This window comes from Kushneria sp. Sum13, from assembly GCF_052692355.1.
This window is the reverse complement of record NZ_CP199847.1, coordinates 783,176-800,072: the sequence shown is the minus strand read 5'-3', so window position 1 is coordinate 800,072 and position 16,897 is coordinate 783,176. Positions and strand designations below refer to the sequence as shown.

The window sequence follows — 16,897 nt, the reverse complement described above, 5'->3', positions numbered from 1 at the left end:
TCGGTGTCCAGGTGTTCAAAACCCCTCTTTCGAGAGGGGTTTTTTATGGGCGCCCTGTTGGCCTGGTCAGCAAGGGGCCTACAAAAATATCAGCAGTGGCGTATATAGCCATCAGAGCGTGCTAGCATGCGCATTTGATCCAATCCTACTCGACGCTTCTGAGGAGTTTCCCCGATGCGCAGGCTCGTTGCCCTTTCGCTTGTCATGCTGAGCACCACGGCATTCGCCGACACCTTCCGCTTTACGGCCATTCCCGATGAGGATGAAGCAAGACTTGTGGAGCGTTTTGACAAGGTGGCCGACTATCTGTCCGAAAAAACGGGTCTGGATGTCGAGTATGTGCCAGTCAAATCCTATGCCGCCGCGGTCAGTGCCTTTCGCAATGACCAGGTTCAACTGGCCTGGTTTGGCGGCCTGACCGGTGTTCAGGCGCGCCAGATCGTGCCCGGCTCGAAAGCGATTGCCCAGGGCAAGGAAGACGCCGACTTCAAGACCTATTTCATTGCCAATACCGATACGGGCTTGAAGGCAGATCAGTCCGAACTGTCGGATGCGGTCAAGGGCAAGACCTTTACCTTCGGCGCCAAGACCTCCACGTCCGGACGTCTGATGCCCGACTACTATCTGCGCGAGCGTTTTGACGAAGCCCCGGAGAAGGTGTTCTCCCGCGTCGGGTACTCGGGCGATCATACCCGCACCATGGCGCTGGTCGAGTCAGGTGCCTTTGATATTGGCGCTCTCAATTACACCGTCTGGGACGCCGCCGTGGCCGATGGCCGGGTGGATACCGACAAGGTGCACGTCATCTGGTCAACGCCGGCCTATCCGGATTATCAGTGGACCATTCGCGGCGATGTCGATGATCACTACGGTGCCGACACGACGCAGCACGTCCAGAAGGCCCTGCTGGACATGACCGACCCCGACCTGCTGGCAAGCTTTCCGCGTGAAGGGTTCATCCCGGCCTCCAACGAGGACTATGCGCCCATCGAGAAGGTCGGTCAGGAGCTGGGGCTGCTGCGATAAACCCATGCTGGAAACTGCGACTGTCGAACCGGACGTCTCTGGCGTGATTGCAGAATTTGATCATGCCTGTCTGGGCCATGACGATCACGTTGTCTTTCCCGACCTGACACTGCGTATCTCGCAGGGCGACCGCATCGCCCTGCTGGGACGCAGCGGCGTGGGGAAATCGACCCTGCTCGATGCCCTGCGCATTCGACTCGGCGACCAGGGCGCCTGGTGTCCTCAGGCCAATGCGCTGGTGCCCACGCTTTCGGCCTATCACAACATTTACATGGGGCGCCTGGCCCATTTTTCACGCTGGCAGAACCTGACCAACATGCTGCGCCCCAACCGGGCCTGCTGGCAGGAGATCAGCGGGCTTGCCGATACGCTGGGGCTGGACGGATTGTTGCGGCGTCAGGTCGACCAGCTGTCCGGCGGTCAACAGCAGCGTGTCGCCATTGCACGAGCGCTGTATCAAAAGCGGCCGATCTTTATCGGAGATGAGCCGGTCGCAAGCGTCGACCCGCGTCAGGGCGTTCGGCTGCTGGAGCTGATCAACACACGCCACCAGACCTGTGTGGTGGCGCTGCATCAGCGTGAACTGGCACTGGCGCACTTTGATCGCATCATTGGCCTGGATGAAGGGCGCATCATTATCGACGCACCTGCCCGTGAGCTGACTTCCCACGACCTTGACGTGCTTTATGTCACGCACTGATGCACCTGCCGGCTGGTTCAGCTGGCTGCGGGGCGACAATGTCGGCGCCAGGCTTTTGCGCCTGACGTTGATCATGCTGGCCATTACGCTGGTACTGCTGCCGCTGGCGGATCTATCAATTACGACCCGTGATCCGTGGAAGGAACTGGGGCGCATGCTTCAGGGAATGATTCTGCCGGATATCACGGCGACCGAATCGCCTCTGCATGCCCTGCTTCTGACCATCGCCTTTGCCCTGTGGGGGGTGATGCTGGGCATTGTGCTCGGGTTCCCGCTAGCGCTGATCTTCATGCGCTCTCGTCTGGTACGGACCCTGTGCGCCTTCGTGCGCGCCATTCACGAGCTTTTCTGGGCACTGCTGTTTCTTCAGGTCTTCGGGCTCTCTGCCATTACGGCGCTGGCTGCCATCGCCCTGCCCTATGCCGCCACCTTTGCCAAGGTCTATGCCGAAATCCTGGCCCAGATTGATCGCAGCCCTTCGCAGACGCTGTCGCCCGGAACCGATCGGCTGTCACGCTTTGTCTATACCGAGCTGCCACTGGCCTGGCAGCGACTTTCCGGTTACACCCGTTATCGTTTTGAATGCGCCCTGCGCGCCAGCGTACTGCTGGGCTTTGTGGGACTGCCAACGCTTGGATATTACCTGGAAAGTGCCTTTCGCCAGGGGCGATATCACGAAGGCGGTGCCCTGCTGTGGGCCTTTTATCTGCTGATTGCCCTGCTGCCCTGGTGGGCCCATCGTCGCCTGCTGGTGCCCTGGCTGGTGGGCACGGCGTTTTTGCTGGGCCCGTGGCCCAGCGTCAACCCGACGCTTTTATGGCAGTTCGTAAGCCATGACATCTGGCCACAGCCGCTGCTGGAAGGCGATTTCGCGGCACTGCCGCAGTGGTTTGGCAGACTGCCGGATCTGCTGCCCGCCATTGGCAATACGCTTTTGCTGGGGCTGATGAGCACCGTCGGCTCGCTGCTGGTCTGCCTGCTGGCCTGGCCTCTGGTCAGCCGCCATTTCGGCAACCGCGCCACGCGCACCATGGGACGCGGCGCGCTGATTGTCATGCGCTCGACACCGGAACTGCTGCTGGCCTTTATTCTGCTGCTGCTGACCGGGCCGTCACTGCTGCCGGCGTGGATTGCCCTGTCACTGCACAACGGCGCCCTGATTGCCTTTCTGGCGGCGCGTCATGCCGATGAGGTGACACCGGGGCTGCCCGGCATTCGGGGAATCAATCTGTATAGCCATGAGCTGCTGCCTCGCATCTACCCCGGCATTCTGGCGCTGCTGTTTTACCGCGCCGAGGTCATCATGCGCGAGACGGCACTTCTGGGCATGCTGGGGGTGGTCACGCTGGGCTTTCAAATCGACTCGAGCTTTGAGTACCTGATGTTTGATCAGGCCGTCGCCCTTTTGATGGTGACGGCCGTGATCAACATGGCAGTGGATGTGCTGTCGCGACGCCTGCGCCCGGACGCTCTGCCCGAGCGCCGTGACCAGCCTCGGCCGGCGCCGGTGGGTGACAGCGGTTAGAAGCGCCGGACCGTGACTCAGCTCGGGTGGAAAATCGAGAGATTGAAGCTTTCCGGCAGGCTCGGCTGCCCGCTCTTGCGATCGACAAAGCGGATGCGAAAGCCTTTCCAGGCCTGATACTTCACCGAGCCGGAGTAGGCGGACAGATACTCGATGCCGTCATGGGCAATGCCGGCATCATCCACCGTGACCGTAATGATCGGGTCGCGCAGTTCCACTTCGCCGTCGGGGAAGGAAAATTCGACCTGCCCCTTGTCGACGACCTCGCAGCGACTGAAGAAATCACAGCCCGGCCCATCACCGCCCTTGCGCCATTTAACGAACTGGGGGATACCGGTCAGGGCATGGCGCACCTTCCCCTTCTTGTCCACCAGTGAGGTCTCGCCCACCATGCCCGGGCGGCCACGATTCACCCGGTAGTCGTCATACAGCACCTTGTCGTCACCATCGACCTGCGAGGCGAAGCGCAGGCGGCCATCCCATATGCCCTTGCTGTCCGACTCCCGATCGGTATCGAACACCACGTCGCCTTCGGGGCCACTATGGCGAAAGACAATGGGGTTGGTCTGATGGGTCCTGGCGGAATGACTCGACTGAATCACCAGCGGCGTGGCTTCCTTCCAGGCATCGGCCTCGGCGCGCAGTGAATTCGGCGACAGGCGCAGCGCATTACCGGTCGAATTGCGAACCACGACTTCGCCACCATCCAGCGACACACCGCCCATGCTGCCGCTGTGCGATTCGCTGTCAAAGACGTTGGTCCAGCCATAAACGCAGGTGTTGGAGGAAGCAAAGCAGTTCATGAACTGCTGGCTTTCTGTAGTACGCACACAGGGCCAGGGCGCCTTGCCCTTGTTGCGCCCCTCCCACCAGTTGCCGATAAAACTCGAGCGATAAATCAGTCTTGCCCGAATGGCATCGCCCTTCATGGCCTCGAAGATGTTGTCCTGAAAGGTTGCGCCGTAGACATTTTTCTCGAAAATGATGCCATTGTCGGAGTAGTTAAACTCGTTACCGACAAAACGCGCGGTCGTGGAGTTGTTGCCCTTTTCATCGTCGATCTGGACGCCCACTCCCATGCCGATGAAAGTACAGCGCAGCAGGTTGTAATTGACCATGATGCCGCGCACCCGGATACCGAAACCACCTGCGGCGAAGTGAACATTTTCGATGACGGTATTGTAGCCGGGGCTATCGATATAGGTGCCGTCCCAGCGGCCCTTCTTGCGCCCGGTAGCGAAGTTGAGATCCCGCACCACCGGGCCATGGCCGGTAAACATGACGCCATCGCCCAGCGAGTGGAATGGCATCAAAATGGCGTTGCCCTCGTTTCTGAAACGCTGCCTGCCGGGGCCAATGAGATTCTTGCCCTTGAGATCGACCGTCTGTCCGATCGCATAGCGCCCGGGCGGCACATAAAGGCTGTTAACGATACTGGAGCGCGCCGCGCGCACAAATGCCGCCGAGCTGTCACTCTTGCCGGTCGGGTCGGCGCCCCAGTAAATCACATTGTTGCGGGCGGTCATGTCGAGCGCCTCGGACCGCTCTCGTGACTCGCTGGCCTGCGCACGCTCCGGGGTTGCCAGTGCCCCCGCCATGCCGGCAACAGGCAGCAGGGCCAGTGCACGACGCATGAAGCGTCGGCGATTGCGATCGTCTGTAGAAAGCGCCATTCAAAACTCCGTATAAGGCCACAAAAGGCCTGTTTCAGGGAATATCACACCTGTTTTGGGAAAATGCTGCCATGCCATTGTGGCGATCACCATTTGGCGGCCACCACCACATGCCTCTGCCACGTCTGTCATACTCGTGGTTTATGAAACCACGCCTGCCGCTTACAATCAGATGACATTTTTCGGGAGGCTCGCATGGACCGCTTATCCCATGCTGATACAGCACTACCTGTACTCTATCTCCACCGCTGGCGTGCCTGGCTCCCCGAGCGCGCGGGCGAGGACATGCCTGCCTGTATCATCACCGATGAAAAGCCGGCAGCGTCGAGTGTCCCGGCCCTGCTGCGACGCCGTCTGACGCCGCTGGGCCGCGCTGTCTGTACCCTGCTGGGTGACATGGCCGCCCATGAGCGAACAACCATGCCCGTATTGCATGCCTCTCGTCACGGGGACGGGCATCGCCCGCTGGACATGCTCGATACGCTGTTCGAGGGTGAGCCGCTCTCGCCCGCCCGATTTGGTCTGTCGGTGCATAATGCCGTGCTGGGTGTCTACTCGATCGCCTTTGGCAATCACACCTCGATGGCCGCCCTGGCGGCAGCCGGTGAAGAGTTCGAGGCGCTCTTGAGCGAAGCCCGTGGCTATCTGTTCGATGGACGCGACAGCGTCATGCTGATTCTGACCGACTCACCGGTCCCCGACCGCTATCGCATCCAGACTCAGGCCCCACAGGCCCCTTCCGCCATGCTGATGGAGCTGTCGCTAACACCAGCACCGGATGCCGTGCGCTTACATGCTCGATCGGTCGATAACACCGAAAACAGGGGGCAAATAGTGACACCGCCGCTGCTGGCCGACTGGCTGATGGGCAGGGGAGAGTTGATCACGCGCACCCCACCGCTTTGCTGGCAGGCCACTACGGGAATGGAAACACCACACGCCGGATAGCGTCCCAAAGGATATCCGGTTCTGGCATCATATGCCGCCCGAACAGGCGGGCAGACGACGCTCCAGCGGCGTACTCGTCTGCCCGAAGACGACAACAAGGATCCCGGAGACCCCCATATGGCCAATACCTCATTGACCGAACTTGAACGCGATGTCGCCAACATGATCATCGAAGCGCTGGAGCTTGAAGATATTACGGCCGACGACATCGAACCCGAAGCGCCCCTGTTTGGTGACGGGCTGGGTCTGGATTCCATTGATGCGCTGGAGCTGGGACTGGCGCTGCAAAAGCGTTATGGCATTCGCCTTGACAGCGACGCCGAGGAAAACCGCGAACACTTTGCAAGTTTAAGGCAGCTCAGCGCCCTGGTGGCCGAGCGCCGCAGCGACTGAGGGTTGTAATGGAAGCCATGCCTGCCGAACGCCCCAGAGCACGTCACTGGTCATCACCCCTGTCGATGGTGCTGTTTCCGGCAGCCCTGTGGATCGTTCTCCCCCTCTGGGGCACTCATGCCCTGTTGATCACCCTGGTGCTTCTGGCAGGCATTCAATGGCTGGCCGGTGAACATCGCACCCGCTGGGCGATGGTGATGATACTGCTGCTGGCGCTGTTGTTGGGTGGGCAGGCAGAACTGGGCATCCGACTTTATCCGGTCATGATCAACGTCTCACTGGCACTGATCTTTCTGGGCAGTCTGCGTTCTACGCCTCTGATCGAGCGTCTTGCGCGTCTGTCAGAGCCCGACCTCCCTCCCGAAGGCGTGCGTTATACGCGCAGGGTTACCTGGATGTGGGGCATTTTCATGACCCTCAACGCCGTCATTGCACTGGTGCTGGCGCTGTGGGCCCCCCTTCACGTCTGGCAGGTCTGGACTGGCGCCATCAGCTATCTGCTGGCAGCACTGCTGATGGCCGGTGAATGGCTGGTGCGCCGGCGCGTTCGACGCAAGGTGGTGCAGGCATGAATCCATCTCGCCATGCAGCACCGTCACTGACTCGCTGCCCGTGGCTTCTGGGCGCGGCGAATGACATCGTGGCCCTTTCAGGGCAGAAGGAGCGCACCCGCGGCGAGCTGATCCAGGCCATCAGGAACTGGGCGAACACGTCGCTGCCGGCCGATCGGGATGTGGCCCTTTATGACAGCGATCCCTGGCGGTTTACGGCGGCCCTGCTTGGCCTCTGGCATGCCGGCCATCGGGTGTGGCTGCCCGGCGACAATCTGCCCGAAACCGTCAATCATCTGCGCCAGCGCGATCTGGTCCTGCTGGGTGAATTTCCGCAGGCCTGGATGCCACCACCGCCCGTCTCGGACATGATGCCCGAGCCCGGCCTGCCGCCCGAACAGGAGGCCGTGGTGCTGTTCACCTCCGGCTCCAGCGGGGAGCCTGCCCCCATCTTTCGCACGCTGGGCCAGCTCGAGGCCGAAGTTGCCGCTTTCGAGCGACACTGGCCGCTCGCACAAGGCGTCGTCATCAGCCAGGTCAGCCATCAGCATACCTGGGGACTGACGGCAGGGCTTCTGCGTGCGCTGGCGACCTCTCATCCCTTCGGGCTCGAGATCGTGACCTGGCCCGAGACGCTGGCCGAGTGGCTCATGAACGTGCCGGTCAGCGCCCTGATCAGCTCGCCGCCTCAGCTTTCCCGGCTACCCGAGAGCACGACCGGCATGCCGGACCGCGCGCCCGGCCGTATTTTCAGTGCCGCCGCGCCGCTGCCTCATGAGGCCGCCGTGCAGGCCGAAGCGCTGATGGGCAGCGAACTCATCGAGATCTATGGCAGCTCGGAGAGCGGCGCCATTGCCTGGCGCAGGCCCTGTCAGGATACGACCTGGCAGGCGCTCGACGATGTCATGCTTCGCTGTGACGGTGAACGCACACTGCTGCGCTCAGGGCGTCTCCCCGAGCCCGAACAGTGGCATGAACAGGCCGACCACATTCAGCTGCTGGACGAACATCCTGCACGATTTACCCTGCACGGACGCGCCGACCGCATCGTCAAGGTGGCCGGCAAGCGCGTCTCGCTGGAAGGTCTGGCCCATCACCTCAAGGCCTTCCCCGGCGTCCTGGACGCCCGCTGTCTGACCATCGATCACTCGGGTGGGCGCGTCGGGGCCGTCGTGGCCATGTCATCCGACAGCATTGCCCATGATCATGACGCGCGAAGAGCACTCATCAGCGATTTGAGACAGCATCTGGCCCGTGCCTTTGAGCCGGTAGTGCTGCCGCGTTTCTGGCGTTTTGTGCACCGCTTCCCGGTCAACGCTCAGGGCAAGCTGACCCGTGCCATGGCGCGTCATCTCTTTGATGACCTGGATGACCGGCGCCAGCCGCGCTGGCTGGATCTTGAGTCCTCAACACCCGATCAGCACCAAATCACACTGGAAATTCCGGAGCGCCTGGCAGCACTTGAGGGCCACTTCCCCGGACGACCGATCGTGCCGGGCATTGCCCTGATTCACTGGGCACGTCAGCAGGCCGAGCGTCTTTTCGGCAAGCAGGATCAATGGCGCGACATGCGCCGGGTACGCTTTCCCGCACCGCTGTTGCCCGGGGATCGCGCGGTCATGACGCTGAGCCGCCAGCGTGGCGATCTGAACATCACCGTGACCTCTCATCGGGGCCAGCATCTGCAAATGCGCCTGCTCGGTGTCGACCCGATGCCCGACCACGGGGAGTTTTCATGAATCACGTCCAGAACAGCGCAGCGTTTTCGCCCTGCGTGCTGGTGCCGGTGTATAACCACGAACACGCCATCGTGGCGACCTGCGAGGGGCTCGCCGCCCTGAACCTGCCCATCGTGCTCGTCGATGACGGCAGCGATGCGGGCTGCGCCAGTGTGCTCGATCACCTGGCACAGGCCAGTGATGTGCACCTGCTGCGCCTGCCGCGCAACCGCGGCAAGGGCTACGCCGTTCGTCACGGCCTTGCCCATGCTCAAACGCTCGGATTTACCCATGCCCTTCAGGTCGACGCCGATGGCCAGCATGATCAATCAAGCCTGCCGCCCTTTATCGAGGCGTCCAGACACGCCCCCGACCGGCTTTTGATCGGCTATCCCCGCTTTGATCACAGCGTGCCGCTGCACCGCTTTATCAGCCGCTACATCACCCACGTCTGGGTCTGGTGCAATACGCTGTCCACCACACTGCGCGACACCATGTGTGGCGTGCGTCTTTATCCGCTGGCTGCGGTCAATGCCATGCTTGCGCGCCACGGGTGCGGTCATCGCATGGAGTTTGATACCGAGGTGCTGGTGCGCTGGTTCTGGGCCGGTCATCCGGTCGACAATCTACCGGTGCGGGTCACCTATCCCACCGATGGCGTCTCTCACTTTCGCCTGTTTCGGGACAACGTCCTGATGGCACGCATGCACCTGAGGCTGACGCTGGGCATGCTGATACGCCTGCCGAAGCTGATCCTCGGACGTGCCCGGCACCGGCGCGACGAACGACACAAGAGCTCTTCATGACATCACCGCAACGCAAGCGCACCTCGCGCCACTGGTCGGCCATCAGTGAGTCAGGCTCACTCAAGGGCATTCAATTGATGCTGGCCATTTATGACCGTTTCGGTGCGCGCGCCTATCAGGGCGTCCTGTTTCTGGTCGGACTCTACTATTGGCTGCGCCGCCCGATTGCCCGACGCGCGTCAAAGGAGTACCAGAAGCAACTGAAGGCCTTTTGCCCCTCGGTCTCCCTGCCACGCCTGACCACCGTGCGCCATTTCACGACCTTTGGGACGGCCATTCTGGACAAGGTGCTGGCGCTCTACGGTCGCATTGCCCCCGAGACCATTCATATAGAGCAGCGCGAGACCCTGAGGGCCGCCATCGATGCCGGCCAGGGCGGCATCATCGTGGTCACGCATCTGGGCAGCCACGAGATCTGTCAGGCGCTGGGGCGACTGCGGCGCGACCTGAAAATGAGCGTGGTCATGCATACCCATCACGCCCAGCGCTTCAATTCCCTGTTCAACGATATCGACCGCCCCCTGTCGGTAGAGATCATCGAGGTCAGCGACATGGGCCCCGCCACGGCCCAGCGGCTTCAGGCCCGCGTGGCCGAGGGCGGCTTTGTGGTCATTGCCGCCGACCGCGACCCCATCGAGGCCGGCGCCCGACGCCGCTGGCTCGATTTTCTCGGCCGACCGGCGCCCTTCCCCGAGGGTGCCTTCTGGCTTGCCATACTGTTGCACTGTCCGCTGTATCTGCTGGTCTGCGCCCGCAAGGGGCAGACACATCATGTGCACTTTGAATCCCTGGGTGATGCCACCGGGCTCTCGCGCCGGGAGCGCAGTGTGTGGATGGACAACACCATGGCGCACTTTGTCACGCGTCTGGAGCATTTCTGCTGTCGTTATCCGCTACAGTGGTTCAACTTTTACCCGTTCTGGCAGTCCGAAAAATAAAACGCATGCCCCGTTAAATCACGGGCGATTAAATCAAGCACGAACAACGCACGGACAGCCGCTGTCCTGCCGGCCCAGGAGCTCAAGTTACATGTCTTGTCGCACGCGTTTACGATCCCTGACCCTTCTCATGGTCACTCTCCCCCTGTGGCTCATGGCCCTGCCGGCCCGGGCCATGAGCCTTGAGACCCTGGCAGACCACCTGGCCGCTCAGGGGGACGTGAACGGGCGCTTTGAGCAGACCCGTTATCTGGCCGACCTGGACACCCGCATTGACGGTCGCGGCCACTACCGCTTCGAACAGGGCGATCGCGTGATCTGGTCGCTGGAGTCACCGGTAGAAGAGACCATGGAGCTTTCCGATGCGGGCATTCAGCGTAACGGCGAGCGCATTGATGATGATCCGGCCGGCGTGGCGACGCTGATCATGCAACTGCTCAACGGCCAGTTCTCGGCGCTCGCCGATCGTTTCGACATCACGCTTGAAGGCGATGAAAAGGCGTGGCATGCCACGCTGGTCCCGCGCCAGCAGGGGCTGGCGAACTATCTCCACAATATCGATATGCAGGGCGATGCACGCCTTGAGCAGATCAACATGGCCATGGCCGATGGTGACCGGCTCAACATTCATCTGCTGCCGCCTGAAGAAGACGCCGGCACCGCCGCGACTTCCCCGCAACAGGGCCCCTGAACATGACGCGCACCTCTCGCCTGCCGGCGCTTTTATGGGGTCTGGTACTGACAGCCTGTCTGGTCTTCAGCGGTTGGCAGCTGCTGCGCGGAACAAGTCTTGATACGCGCATTACGGCGCTACTGCCCGACACGCATCAGTCTCCCGGGATTGATCGTGCCAACGAGCAGCTCGGCGCCCCTTTTACCCACCGCTTTGTGCTGCTGCTGGACGCCGAAACCCCGGGCGAGGCCGCGGCGGAACTGGCGCAGACGCTACAACGTGCCGGCGCGGTCAGTGAGCTGCGCTATCGTCCGGGTGACTACCAGCTCGACAGCCTGCTGGAAGTACTGGGGCCGTCGCGCTATCGCCTGCTGGATGACCATCTGCGCACCACCATCGACGGCGGGGATACCGACGAGCTGCGCCGCCAGGCGCTGGCGTCTCTGGTCATGCCCACCGGTATTGACCAGCACCCGGTACGTGACCCCTTCGGACTGCTCAATCGCTGGCTCGACAGTCAGCTCTCTACCCGCTTTGATACCCGGGGTGATCTGGTCACCCTCGAGGTGGATGGCAAGGCACTGGTCGTGATGACCGGGGAGCTTGCAGGCAGTGCGTGGGATACGGGGCTGCAGGACCGTCTGACCGGTGCCATCGATGCGTTTCAGAAGGCGCACCCCGGGGCACATCTGTGGCGCTCGGGCATGGTGTTTCACGCCGCCGATGGCGCGCATCAGGCCAGAAGCGAGATCAGCACCATCGGGCTGGGCTCGCTGATCGGGGTGCTGCTCATCCTGCTGGTGGTGTTTCGTTCACCGGTCACGATCGCCACGCTGCTGCTGCCGCTGGCCACTGGCGCCGTGTTTGCCCTGGCGATCACGCTCTGGTGGTTTCAGGGCATTCACCTGCTGACCATTGCCTTTGGCAGCAGCCTGATCGGTGTGGCCATTGACTATGCACTGCACCTTCAGTGTGCCCGCGCGCTGGCCGGCCGGGAGTTCCGGCTGCGTCACATGTTGCCGGGGCTGGCACTCGGGCTTGTGACCAGCGTCATGGCCTACGTGGTGCAGGCCTTCACGCCCATGCCCGGGCTTCGCCAGATGGCCATATTTGCCGGCTGCGGGCTGGTCGGGGCCTGGCTGACGGTGGTGCTGTGGCTGCCCATGACACGCGTGCGCACCACGCCCGGCACCCGGAAACTGGCCGAACGGCTCTGGCGAGTGCTTGACCACCTTCGCGGCCGGCTCGGGCCGCGCCTGGCCCTGGTGCTGGCCCTGATCGCCGTCGCCATTGCCGGCGTGCGCCTGCAGGGCGATGACAGCCTGCGTCTGCTCAACACCTCATCACAGCAGCTGCTGGGTGATGAGGCGCTGATTCAACGCGAGCTCGGGCGGGATACCGGTACCGTTTATCTGTTGATCACCGCTCATGACAGCGAGGGTTTTCTCGGTCGGGTTGAATCACTTAACCCCCTGCTGGATGGGCTGGTGAAGGACGGTCATCTGGGCGGTCACACCAGCCTCGCCGACCATGTCCCCTCTGGGGCGCGTCAAGGCGCCAATCTTGAACGGACCCGCCGACTGTACCAGCAGCAGCTCGACCAGGTGTATGCCTCGGCAGGGCTACCGCCGGCCCTTTACGAGCGCGCCATGGAAATGCTGACGCAATCTCCGCCGCTGACGCTGGATCACTGGCTGACAAGCCCACTGGGAGAAAGTGACCAACGCCTGTGGCTTGGCGACATCGACAAGGGTCAGGTGGCCGGCATGGTCACCCTCAGCGGCGGCATTGATGATTATGCGCGTCAGCAGCTGGAAAGCCTGGCGCGCAGCGATGAACACATCGAACTGGTCGACCGGGTCGAACAGATCAGCAATGTGCTGGGCAAGCTGCGCCGCCAGATCGCGCAGTGGGTGGCAGGCGCCCTGGTCGTGCTGACCCTGCTGCTGGCCCTGCGCTACCGGTGGCGCACCTGGCGTGTCATCGCCCCGGCCGGCGGCGCCATTTTGACCGTACTCACGCTGTATGCCCTGCTGGGCGTGCCGCTGAATCTGTTTCATCAGCTGGCGCTGCTGCTGGTGCTGGGAATCGGGCTGGACGCCGGCATCTTCATGCAGGAACATCCCAGAGCCCATCACGCCTGGCTTGCGATCACGCTGTCGATCCTGTCGAGCCTGCTGGCCTTTGGCCTGCTGGCCTTCAGTGCCACACCGGCGCTTCATCATATCGGCATGACCACCCTGATCGGGCTTGCCAGCGTCTGGCTGCTCACCGCTCTGGTGCAGCGGCGCATTCCAGAGGATCAGCCGGCGCATCATGCCAATACCCATGACCACGGATAACGCCATGACAACTTCCACGTCCCGCGCTTTTGAGGCCGACATGTCTGAAAGGGAAACCGATGTGGCCATTATCGGCGCCGGGCCCGCCGGCGCCGTGGCGGCCGCCCTGCTGGCCGAGGCCGGCCATCGCGTCGTCGTGGTCGAGGCGGCGCACTTCCCGCGTTTTTCCATCGGCGAAAGCCTTTTGCCCCAGTGTCTGATGGACCTTGAGCGCGCAGGGCTGGCCGACGTGATCGAAAGGGCCGGCTATCAGATGAAAAACGGCGCCCGCTTTGTGCGTGGCGATCAGCGCGTGGATATCGATTTTCAGGACAAGTCGAGCGAGGGCACCGGGCAGGCCTGGCAGGTCGAGCGCGCCGACTTCGATCAGCGCCTGATCGAGGCCGCCTGCGCGCGCGGGGCCGAGGTGCGGTTTGGTCAACGGGTCACGGCCTTCGAGCGCCACCCCGAGATTCCGACACTGACCATTCGTGATGAAAAGGGCCACTGCTGGCGGCTCAGGGCCCGCTTCGTCCTTGATGCCAGCGGTCTGGCTCAGGTGCTGGCCCGCCTGGAAGGGACGCTGGAAGAGACCCATCTGACACAGCGCCAGGCCCTGTATACCCATTTATCCCTCAAACCGGACGCCTGCCGGTCGCATGATTTCGATCGCACCAAGATTCAGATCGGGCTGCACCCGCAGGCCAATGTCTGGTACTGGGTGATTCCCTTTGCCAACGGTCGCGCCTCGACAGGCTTTGTGGGGTCATCCGAGGAACTGACACGCCTTACCGGCCCGGATGCCGACGAGACGCAGGGCTTTCAGACCTGCTTCAAGGCCTTTGACGAGCTGGACGGCTGGCTTGATGCCGAAACGCCTCACCGCCCCATCGCGGCACTTGGCGGCTACAGCCGCAACGTCACCACCCTCACCGGCCCGGGCTACGCCATTCTTGGCAATGCCGGCGAGTTTCTCGACCCCATTTTCTCCTCGGGCGTGACCATCGCGGTGCGTTCGGCATGCCTGGCCGCGCCGCTGGTCAGGGCACAGCTTGACGGTGGTGACGTCGACTGGCAGGGAGATTTCGAGCGTCCGCTGCGCCATGGCATCGATACCTTCCGCGCCTTTGTGGATGCCTGGTACGATGGCCGACTGCCGGCCATCATCTTTCATCCCGAACCGCCGGCCTATCTGCGGCGCATGATCAGCGCCGTGCTGGCAGGTTACGCCTGGGATAACGACAACCCCTTTGTCAGTCAGCCGCGTCGACATCTCGACACCCTGGCCCAACTGTGTGGACACGCCGCATGACAGCCCTTTTTCTGCCCCGACGCCTCTGGCCCGCCGCGCTTTTGTTGATGCTGACCCTGCTGGCAGGCTGCAGCGCACCAGCCATGGCGCCCCAGGCAGCCCCCGGCTGGCAGGGCGAGGCACAGACGCTCAAGCGCAAGCTGACCATCACGCCCTTTGACGAGACACGCCCCGAGCAGACACTGCTGGCGGTGATTCGCCTTTCCGGTGACGGGCTGCGCGTGGTCATCGCCACCCCCACCGGACAGCGGCTTTTCACCCTGGTACGTGATGACCAGGGCGCACGCTACACCCAGTCGATCATGGACAAGCCGCCCTTCCCGGCCCAATGGTTTGCCCAGCGTCTGGAGTGGAGTCTGCGTCCAGAGTCTGCCCTGCGGGAGGCCTTTCAGGGCAGTGCATGGCAGGTACAGGACCAGCGTTTTGAACATGGCCGAGTGCGCAAGATTCTCGACGGCGACACGCTGGTCGCCCGGATCGATACCATCGATCATCATCTTGAGCAGGCCCATGACGTGCTGACCGATTTTCAGATCGGCTATCGCATGGTCATCACGCCCTTTGGTAATGACAATAGCGCCGGAGAGACCCCATGACGTCCGCTTACTGTCGACTCTCTGCGCCTGCCGTGATCTGCAGTCTCGGGGACCACCACGACACTCTCATTAACGCGCTGATCAAGGGGCAACGCGGTCTGGTCGACAGCGAGCGCTATACGCCCGGACGAATGCTGGCGCTGGGGGATGTCACGACGGCGCTGGTATCGTCCGATAACTGGCCTGTCGAGCATGCCAGTCGCAACAATCGACTCATCGCCACGGCGCTTGCGGCACTGGGCCCGCAGCTGGAGGAGACGCTCAAACGCCATGCACCGCATCGCATTGCCGTCGTCATGGGGACCAGTACCTCGGGCATCTCGGAAACCGAAGCCGCCATTGCCCGCACCGGTCCCGGCAACAACTTCGATGAGCACTATCGCTACGCCCATCAGGAGCTCGGCGCACCGGCCCACTTCATTCGCGCTCATCTGGGGCTGTCGGGGCCGGCATGGACCATCTCCACGGCCTGCAGCTCCGGTGCCCGAGCGCTGAGTGCGGCCCGGCGCCTGTTGCTCTCCGGTCAGGCAGACGCCGTGATCGCCGGCGGCGCCGATACGCTGTGCCACCTGACCGTGCATGGCTTTGATGCATTGGGGGCGATCAGCGATACGCCGTGTCAGCCGTTTACCCATGATCGACGTGGCATCAACATCGGTGAAGCGGCCGCCCTGTTCATCGTGACCCGCGAGGCCGGTGGCATTCAGCTGACCGGCTACGGGGAAAGCTCGGACGCCCACCACATCTCGGCGCCGGCCCCGGATGGCGGCGGCGCCATCGCCGCCATCCGCCAGGCGCTCGACATGGCCAATCGAGCCCCCGGTGATATCGACTACCTCAACCTGCATGGCACCGCGACCACGCACAACGATGCGATGGAGGCGCTGGCCCTTCATGACGTGTTTGGCGATCACCAGCCCCCGGCCAGCTCGACCAAGGCGCTGACCGGCCACACGCTGGGCGCGGCCGGTGCGCTTGAAGCCGCCTTTTGCTGGCTGGCTCTGGAGCACGGTTTTTTGCCGCGCCATGTTCATGACCAGCCGCTTGACGAGACACTGATGCCGCTGTCGCTGGTGGGCGAAGACAGCGTCGGCCAGCCGCGCGTGGCGCTCTCCAACGCCTTTGCCTTTGGCGGCAACAATGCCGTGCTGGTGCTGGAGCGCAGCGATGCATGACACGTACCCCGGGCCGTCAGCGTGGCCCCCCGTGGCGTCTCTGGTGCCGCACCAGGGGTCGATGTGTCTGCTCGATCACGTCATCGACGCCAATGACCGGCACATCGTTGTGGCCGTGATCCCGTCACCCGAGGATCTCTTTGCCGACACCCGGGGCATTCCAGTACAGGTGGCGCTTGAGTGGATGGCCCAGGCCTCGGCGGCCTGGTCGACCCTGCAGCCGCGCGAAGGTGGTACGCCTCGCCAGGGCATGCTGCTGGGCGCTCGTCGATTCGAGGCGAATATCGATTACCTGGCCTTTGGTCAGCCTCTGGAGGTCAGGGTCAGCGTGGATACCATCGCCGACAGCGGTCTGGGCACCTTTGACGGCGTGCTTTATCGACCCGGCGAAAACCCCGAGCATGACTGGCTGGCCAGAGCGAGCTTAAGCGTTTTGCAGACTGCCGCCGGGTAATCCCGGCGATCCCCGGGGCCTGCGTCCTGTTGCCCACGGCCATTTTCAACCACTACTTGCAATGACGACTCCCTACCACGCGATCGGA

At 62.7% G+C, this 16,897-nt stretch carries 16 protein-coding genes; 15 read left to right on the top strand and 1 reads right to left on the bottom strand.

Annotation, left to right across the window (positions count from 1 at the left end; translation table 11 throughout):
• Positions 1-174 precede the first annotated feature (174 nt).
• From ACUN8C_RS03800 to ACUN8C_RS03790, 3 genes are read left to right on the top strand one after another with little or no spacing between them, the layout of a single operon-like run.
• Positions 175-1,026, top strand: coding sequence for a putative selenate ABC transporter substrate-binding protein (locus ACUN8C_RS03800; protein WP_445620975.1), 852 nt, complete (start codon positions 175-177; stop codon positions 1,024-1,026).
• 4 nt (positions 1,027-1,030) lie between these two features.
• Complete coding sequence (locus tag ACUN8C_RS03795) at positions 1,031-1,726, top strand: ATP-binding cassette domain-containing protein (protein WP_445620974.1); 696 nt, start codon at positions 1,031-1,033, stop codon at positions 1,724-1,726.
• Entirely contained in the window at positions 1,713-3,251 is a 1,539-nt protein-coding gene (locus tag ACUN8C_RS03790) for a PhnE/PtxC family ABC transporter permease (protein WP_445620973.1), read from the top strand. Before ACUN8C_RS03795 ends, ACUN8C_RS03790 begins: the two co-directional genes overlap by 14 nt.
• Before the next feature lie 17 nt (positions 3,252-3,268).
• On the opposite strand, the gene ACUN8C_RS03785 is transcribed toward ACUN8C_RS03790, so the two are convergent.
• Positions 3,269-4,924, bottom strand: a complete 1,656-nt coding sequence (locus ACUN8C_RS03785) for a hypothetical protein (RefSeq protein WP_445620972.1) — start codon at positions 4,922-4,924, stop codon at positions 3,269-3,271.
• Positions 4,925-5,119: 195 nt separating this feature from the next.
• Between ACUN8C_RS03785 and ACUN8C_RS03780 the strand changes: the two genes are divergently transcribed.
• The 12 genes from ACUN8C_RS03780 (at position 5,120) to ACUN8C_RS03725 (ending at position 16,809) form a co-directional block, all read left to right on the top strand.
• Positions 5,120-5,872: a beta-ketoacyl synthase chain length factor gene (locus ACUN8C_RS03780; protein WP_445620971.1), complete on the top strand. Its 753-nt coding sequence runs from the start codon at positions 5,120-5,122 to the stop codon at positions 5,870-5,872.
• Between the two features lie 117 nt (positions 5,873-5,989).
• Positions 5,990-6,265, top strand: coding sequence for a phosphopantetheine-binding protein (locus ACUN8C_RS03775; RefSeq protein WP_243409211.1), 276 nt, complete (start codon positions 5,990-5,992; stop codon positions 6,263-6,265).
• Between the two features lie 8 nt (positions 6,266-6,273).
• Positions 6,274-6,837, top strand: coding sequence for a hypothetical protein (locus ACUN8C_RS03770; RefSeq protein ID WP_445620970.1), 564 nt, complete (start codon positions 6,274-6,276; stop codon positions 6,835-6,837).
• Positions 6,834-8,555 carry an AMP-binding protein gene (locus ACUN8C_RS03765; protein WP_445620969.1) on the top strand — a complete coding sequence of 574 codons (1,722 nt, stop codon included), beginning with the start codon at positions 6,834-6,836 and terminating at the stop codon, positions 8,553-8,555. The genes ACUN8C_RS03770 and ACUN8C_RS03765 overlap by 4 nt, the downstream gene beginning before the upstream one ends.
• A complete protein-coding gene (locus ACUN8C_RS03760; protein ID WP_445620968.1) occupies positions 8,552-9,340 on the top strand; it encodes a glycosyltransferase family 2 protein in 789 nt (262 codons plus the stop codon). Before ACUN8C_RS03765 ends, ACUN8C_RS03760 begins: the two co-directional genes overlap by 4 nt.
• Complete coding sequence (locus ACUN8C_RS03755) at positions 9,337-10,278, top strand: LpxL/LpxP family acyltransferase (protein WP_445620967.1); 942 nt, start codon at positions 9,337-9,339, stop codon at positions 10,276-10,278. Before ACUN8C_RS03760 ends, ACUN8C_RS03755 begins: the two co-directional genes overlap by 4 nt.
• Before the next feature lie 130 nt (positions 10,279-10,408).
• A complete protein-coding gene (locus ACUN8C_RS03750; protein WP_445620966.1) occupies positions 10,409-10,969 on the top strand; it encodes a LolA family protein in 561 nt (186 codons plus the stop codon).
• A 2-nt stretch (positions 10,970-10,971) separates the two neighbouring features.
• Positions 10,972-13,293, top strand: a complete 2,322-nt coding sequence (locus ACUN8C_RS03745; RefSeq protein WP_445620965.1) for an MMPL family transporter — start codon at positions 10,972-10,974, stop codon at positions 13,291-13,293.
• Between the two features lie 4 nt (positions 13,294-13,297).
• Positions 13,298-14,584, top strand: coding sequence for an NAD(P)/FAD-dependent oxidoreductase (locus tag ACUN8C_RS03740; protein WP_445620964.1), 1,287 nt, complete (start codon positions 13,298-13,300; stop codon positions 14,582-14,584).
• Positions 14,581-15,180, top strand: coding sequence for a DUF3261 domain-containing protein (locus ACUN8C_RS03735; RefSeq protein WP_445620963.1), 600 nt, complete (start codon positions 14,581-14,583; stop codon positions 15,178-15,180). Before ACUN8C_RS03740 ends, ACUN8C_RS03735 begins: the two co-directional genes overlap by 4 nt.
• Positions 15,177-16,355, top strand: coding sequence for a beta-ketoacyl-ACP synthase (locus ACUN8C_RS03730; protein WP_445620962.1), 1,179 nt, complete (start codon positions 15,177-15,179; stop codon positions 16,353-16,355). The genes ACUN8C_RS03735 and ACUN8C_RS03730 overlap by 4 nt, the downstream gene beginning before the upstream one ends.
• Positions 16,348-16,809, top strand: a complete 462-nt coding sequence (locus tag ACUN8C_RS03725; RefSeq protein ID WP_445620961.1) for an ApeP family dehydratase — start codon at positions 16,348-16,350, stop codon at positions 16,807-16,809. Before ACUN8C_RS03730 ends, ACUN8C_RS03725 begins: the two co-directional genes overlap by 8 nt.
• Positions 16,810-16,897: the final 88 nt, after the last annotated feature.

What these genes read in the sequence shown, in the direction of transcription:
- ACUN8C_RS03800 (WP_445620975.1), top strand. Translation starts at nt 175, where the DNA reads ATGCGCAGGCTCGTTGCCCTTTCGCTTGTCATGCTGAGCACCACGGCA.
- ACUN8C_RS03795 (WP_445620974.1), top strand. Translation starts at nt 1,031, where the DNA reads ATGCTGGAAACTGCGACTGTCGAACCGGACGTCTCTGGCGTGATTGCA.
- ACUN8C_RS03790 (WP_445620973.1), top strand. Translation starts at nt 1,713, where the DNA reads ATGTCACGCACTGATGCACCTGCCGGCTGGTTCAGCTGGCTGCGGGGC.
- ACUN8C_RS03785 (WP_445620972.1), bottom strand. Translation starts at nt 4,924, where the DNA reads ATGGCGCTTTCTACAGACGATCGCAATCGCCGACGCTTCATGCGTCGT.
- ACUN8C_RS03780 (WP_445620971.1), top strand. Translation starts at nt 5,120, where the DNA reads ATGGACCGCTTATCCCATGCTGATACAGCACTACCTGTACTCTATCTC.
- ACUN8C_RS03775 (WP_243409211.1), top strand. Translation starts at nt 5,990, where the DNA reads ATGGCCAATACCTCATTGACCGAACTTGAACGCGATGTCGCCAACATG.
- ACUN8C_RS03770 (WP_445620970.1), top strand. Translation starts at nt 6,274, where the DNA reads ATGGAAGCCATGCCTGCCGAACGCCCCAGAGCACGTCACTGGTCATCA.
- ACUN8C_RS03765 (WP_445620969.1), top strand. Translation starts at nt 6,834, where the DNA reads ATGAATCCATCTCGCCATGCAGCACCGTCACTGACTCGCTGCCCGTGG.
- ACUN8C_RS03760 (WP_445620968.1), top strand. Translation starts at nt 8,552, where the DNA reads ATGAATCACGTCCAGAACAGCGCAGCGTTTTCGCCCTGCGTGCTGGTG.
- ACUN8C_RS03755 (WP_445620967.1), top strand. Translation starts at nt 9,337, where the DNA reads ATGACATCACCGCAACGCAAGCGCACCTCGCGCCACTGGTCGGCCATC.
- ACUN8C_RS03750 (WP_445620966.1), top strand. Translation starts at nt 10,409, where the DNA reads ATGGTCACTCTCCCCCTGTGGCTCATGGCCCTGCCGGCCCGGGCCATG.
- ACUN8C_RS03745 (WP_445620965.1), top strand. Translation starts at nt 10,972, where the DNA reads ATGACGCGCACCTCTCGCCTGCCGGCGCTTTTATGGGGTCTGGTACTG.
- ACUN8C_RS03740 (WP_445620964.1), top strand. Translation starts at nt 13,298, where the DNA reads ATGACAACTTCCACGTCCCGCGCTTTTGAGGCCGACATGTCTGAAAGG.
- ACUN8C_RS03735 (WP_445620963.1), top strand. Translation starts at nt 14,581, where the DNA reads ATGACAGCCCTTTTTCTGCCCCGACGCCTCTGGCCCGCCGCGCTTTTG.
- ACUN8C_RS03730 (WP_445620962.1), top strand. Translation starts at nt 15,177, where the DNA reads ATGACGTCCGCTTACTGTCGACTCTCTGCGCCTGCCGTGATCTGCAGT.
- ACUN8C_RS03725 (WP_445620961.1), top strand. Translation starts at nt 16,348, where the DNA reads ATGCATGACACGTACCCCGGGCCGTCAGCGTGGCCCCCCGTGGCGTCT.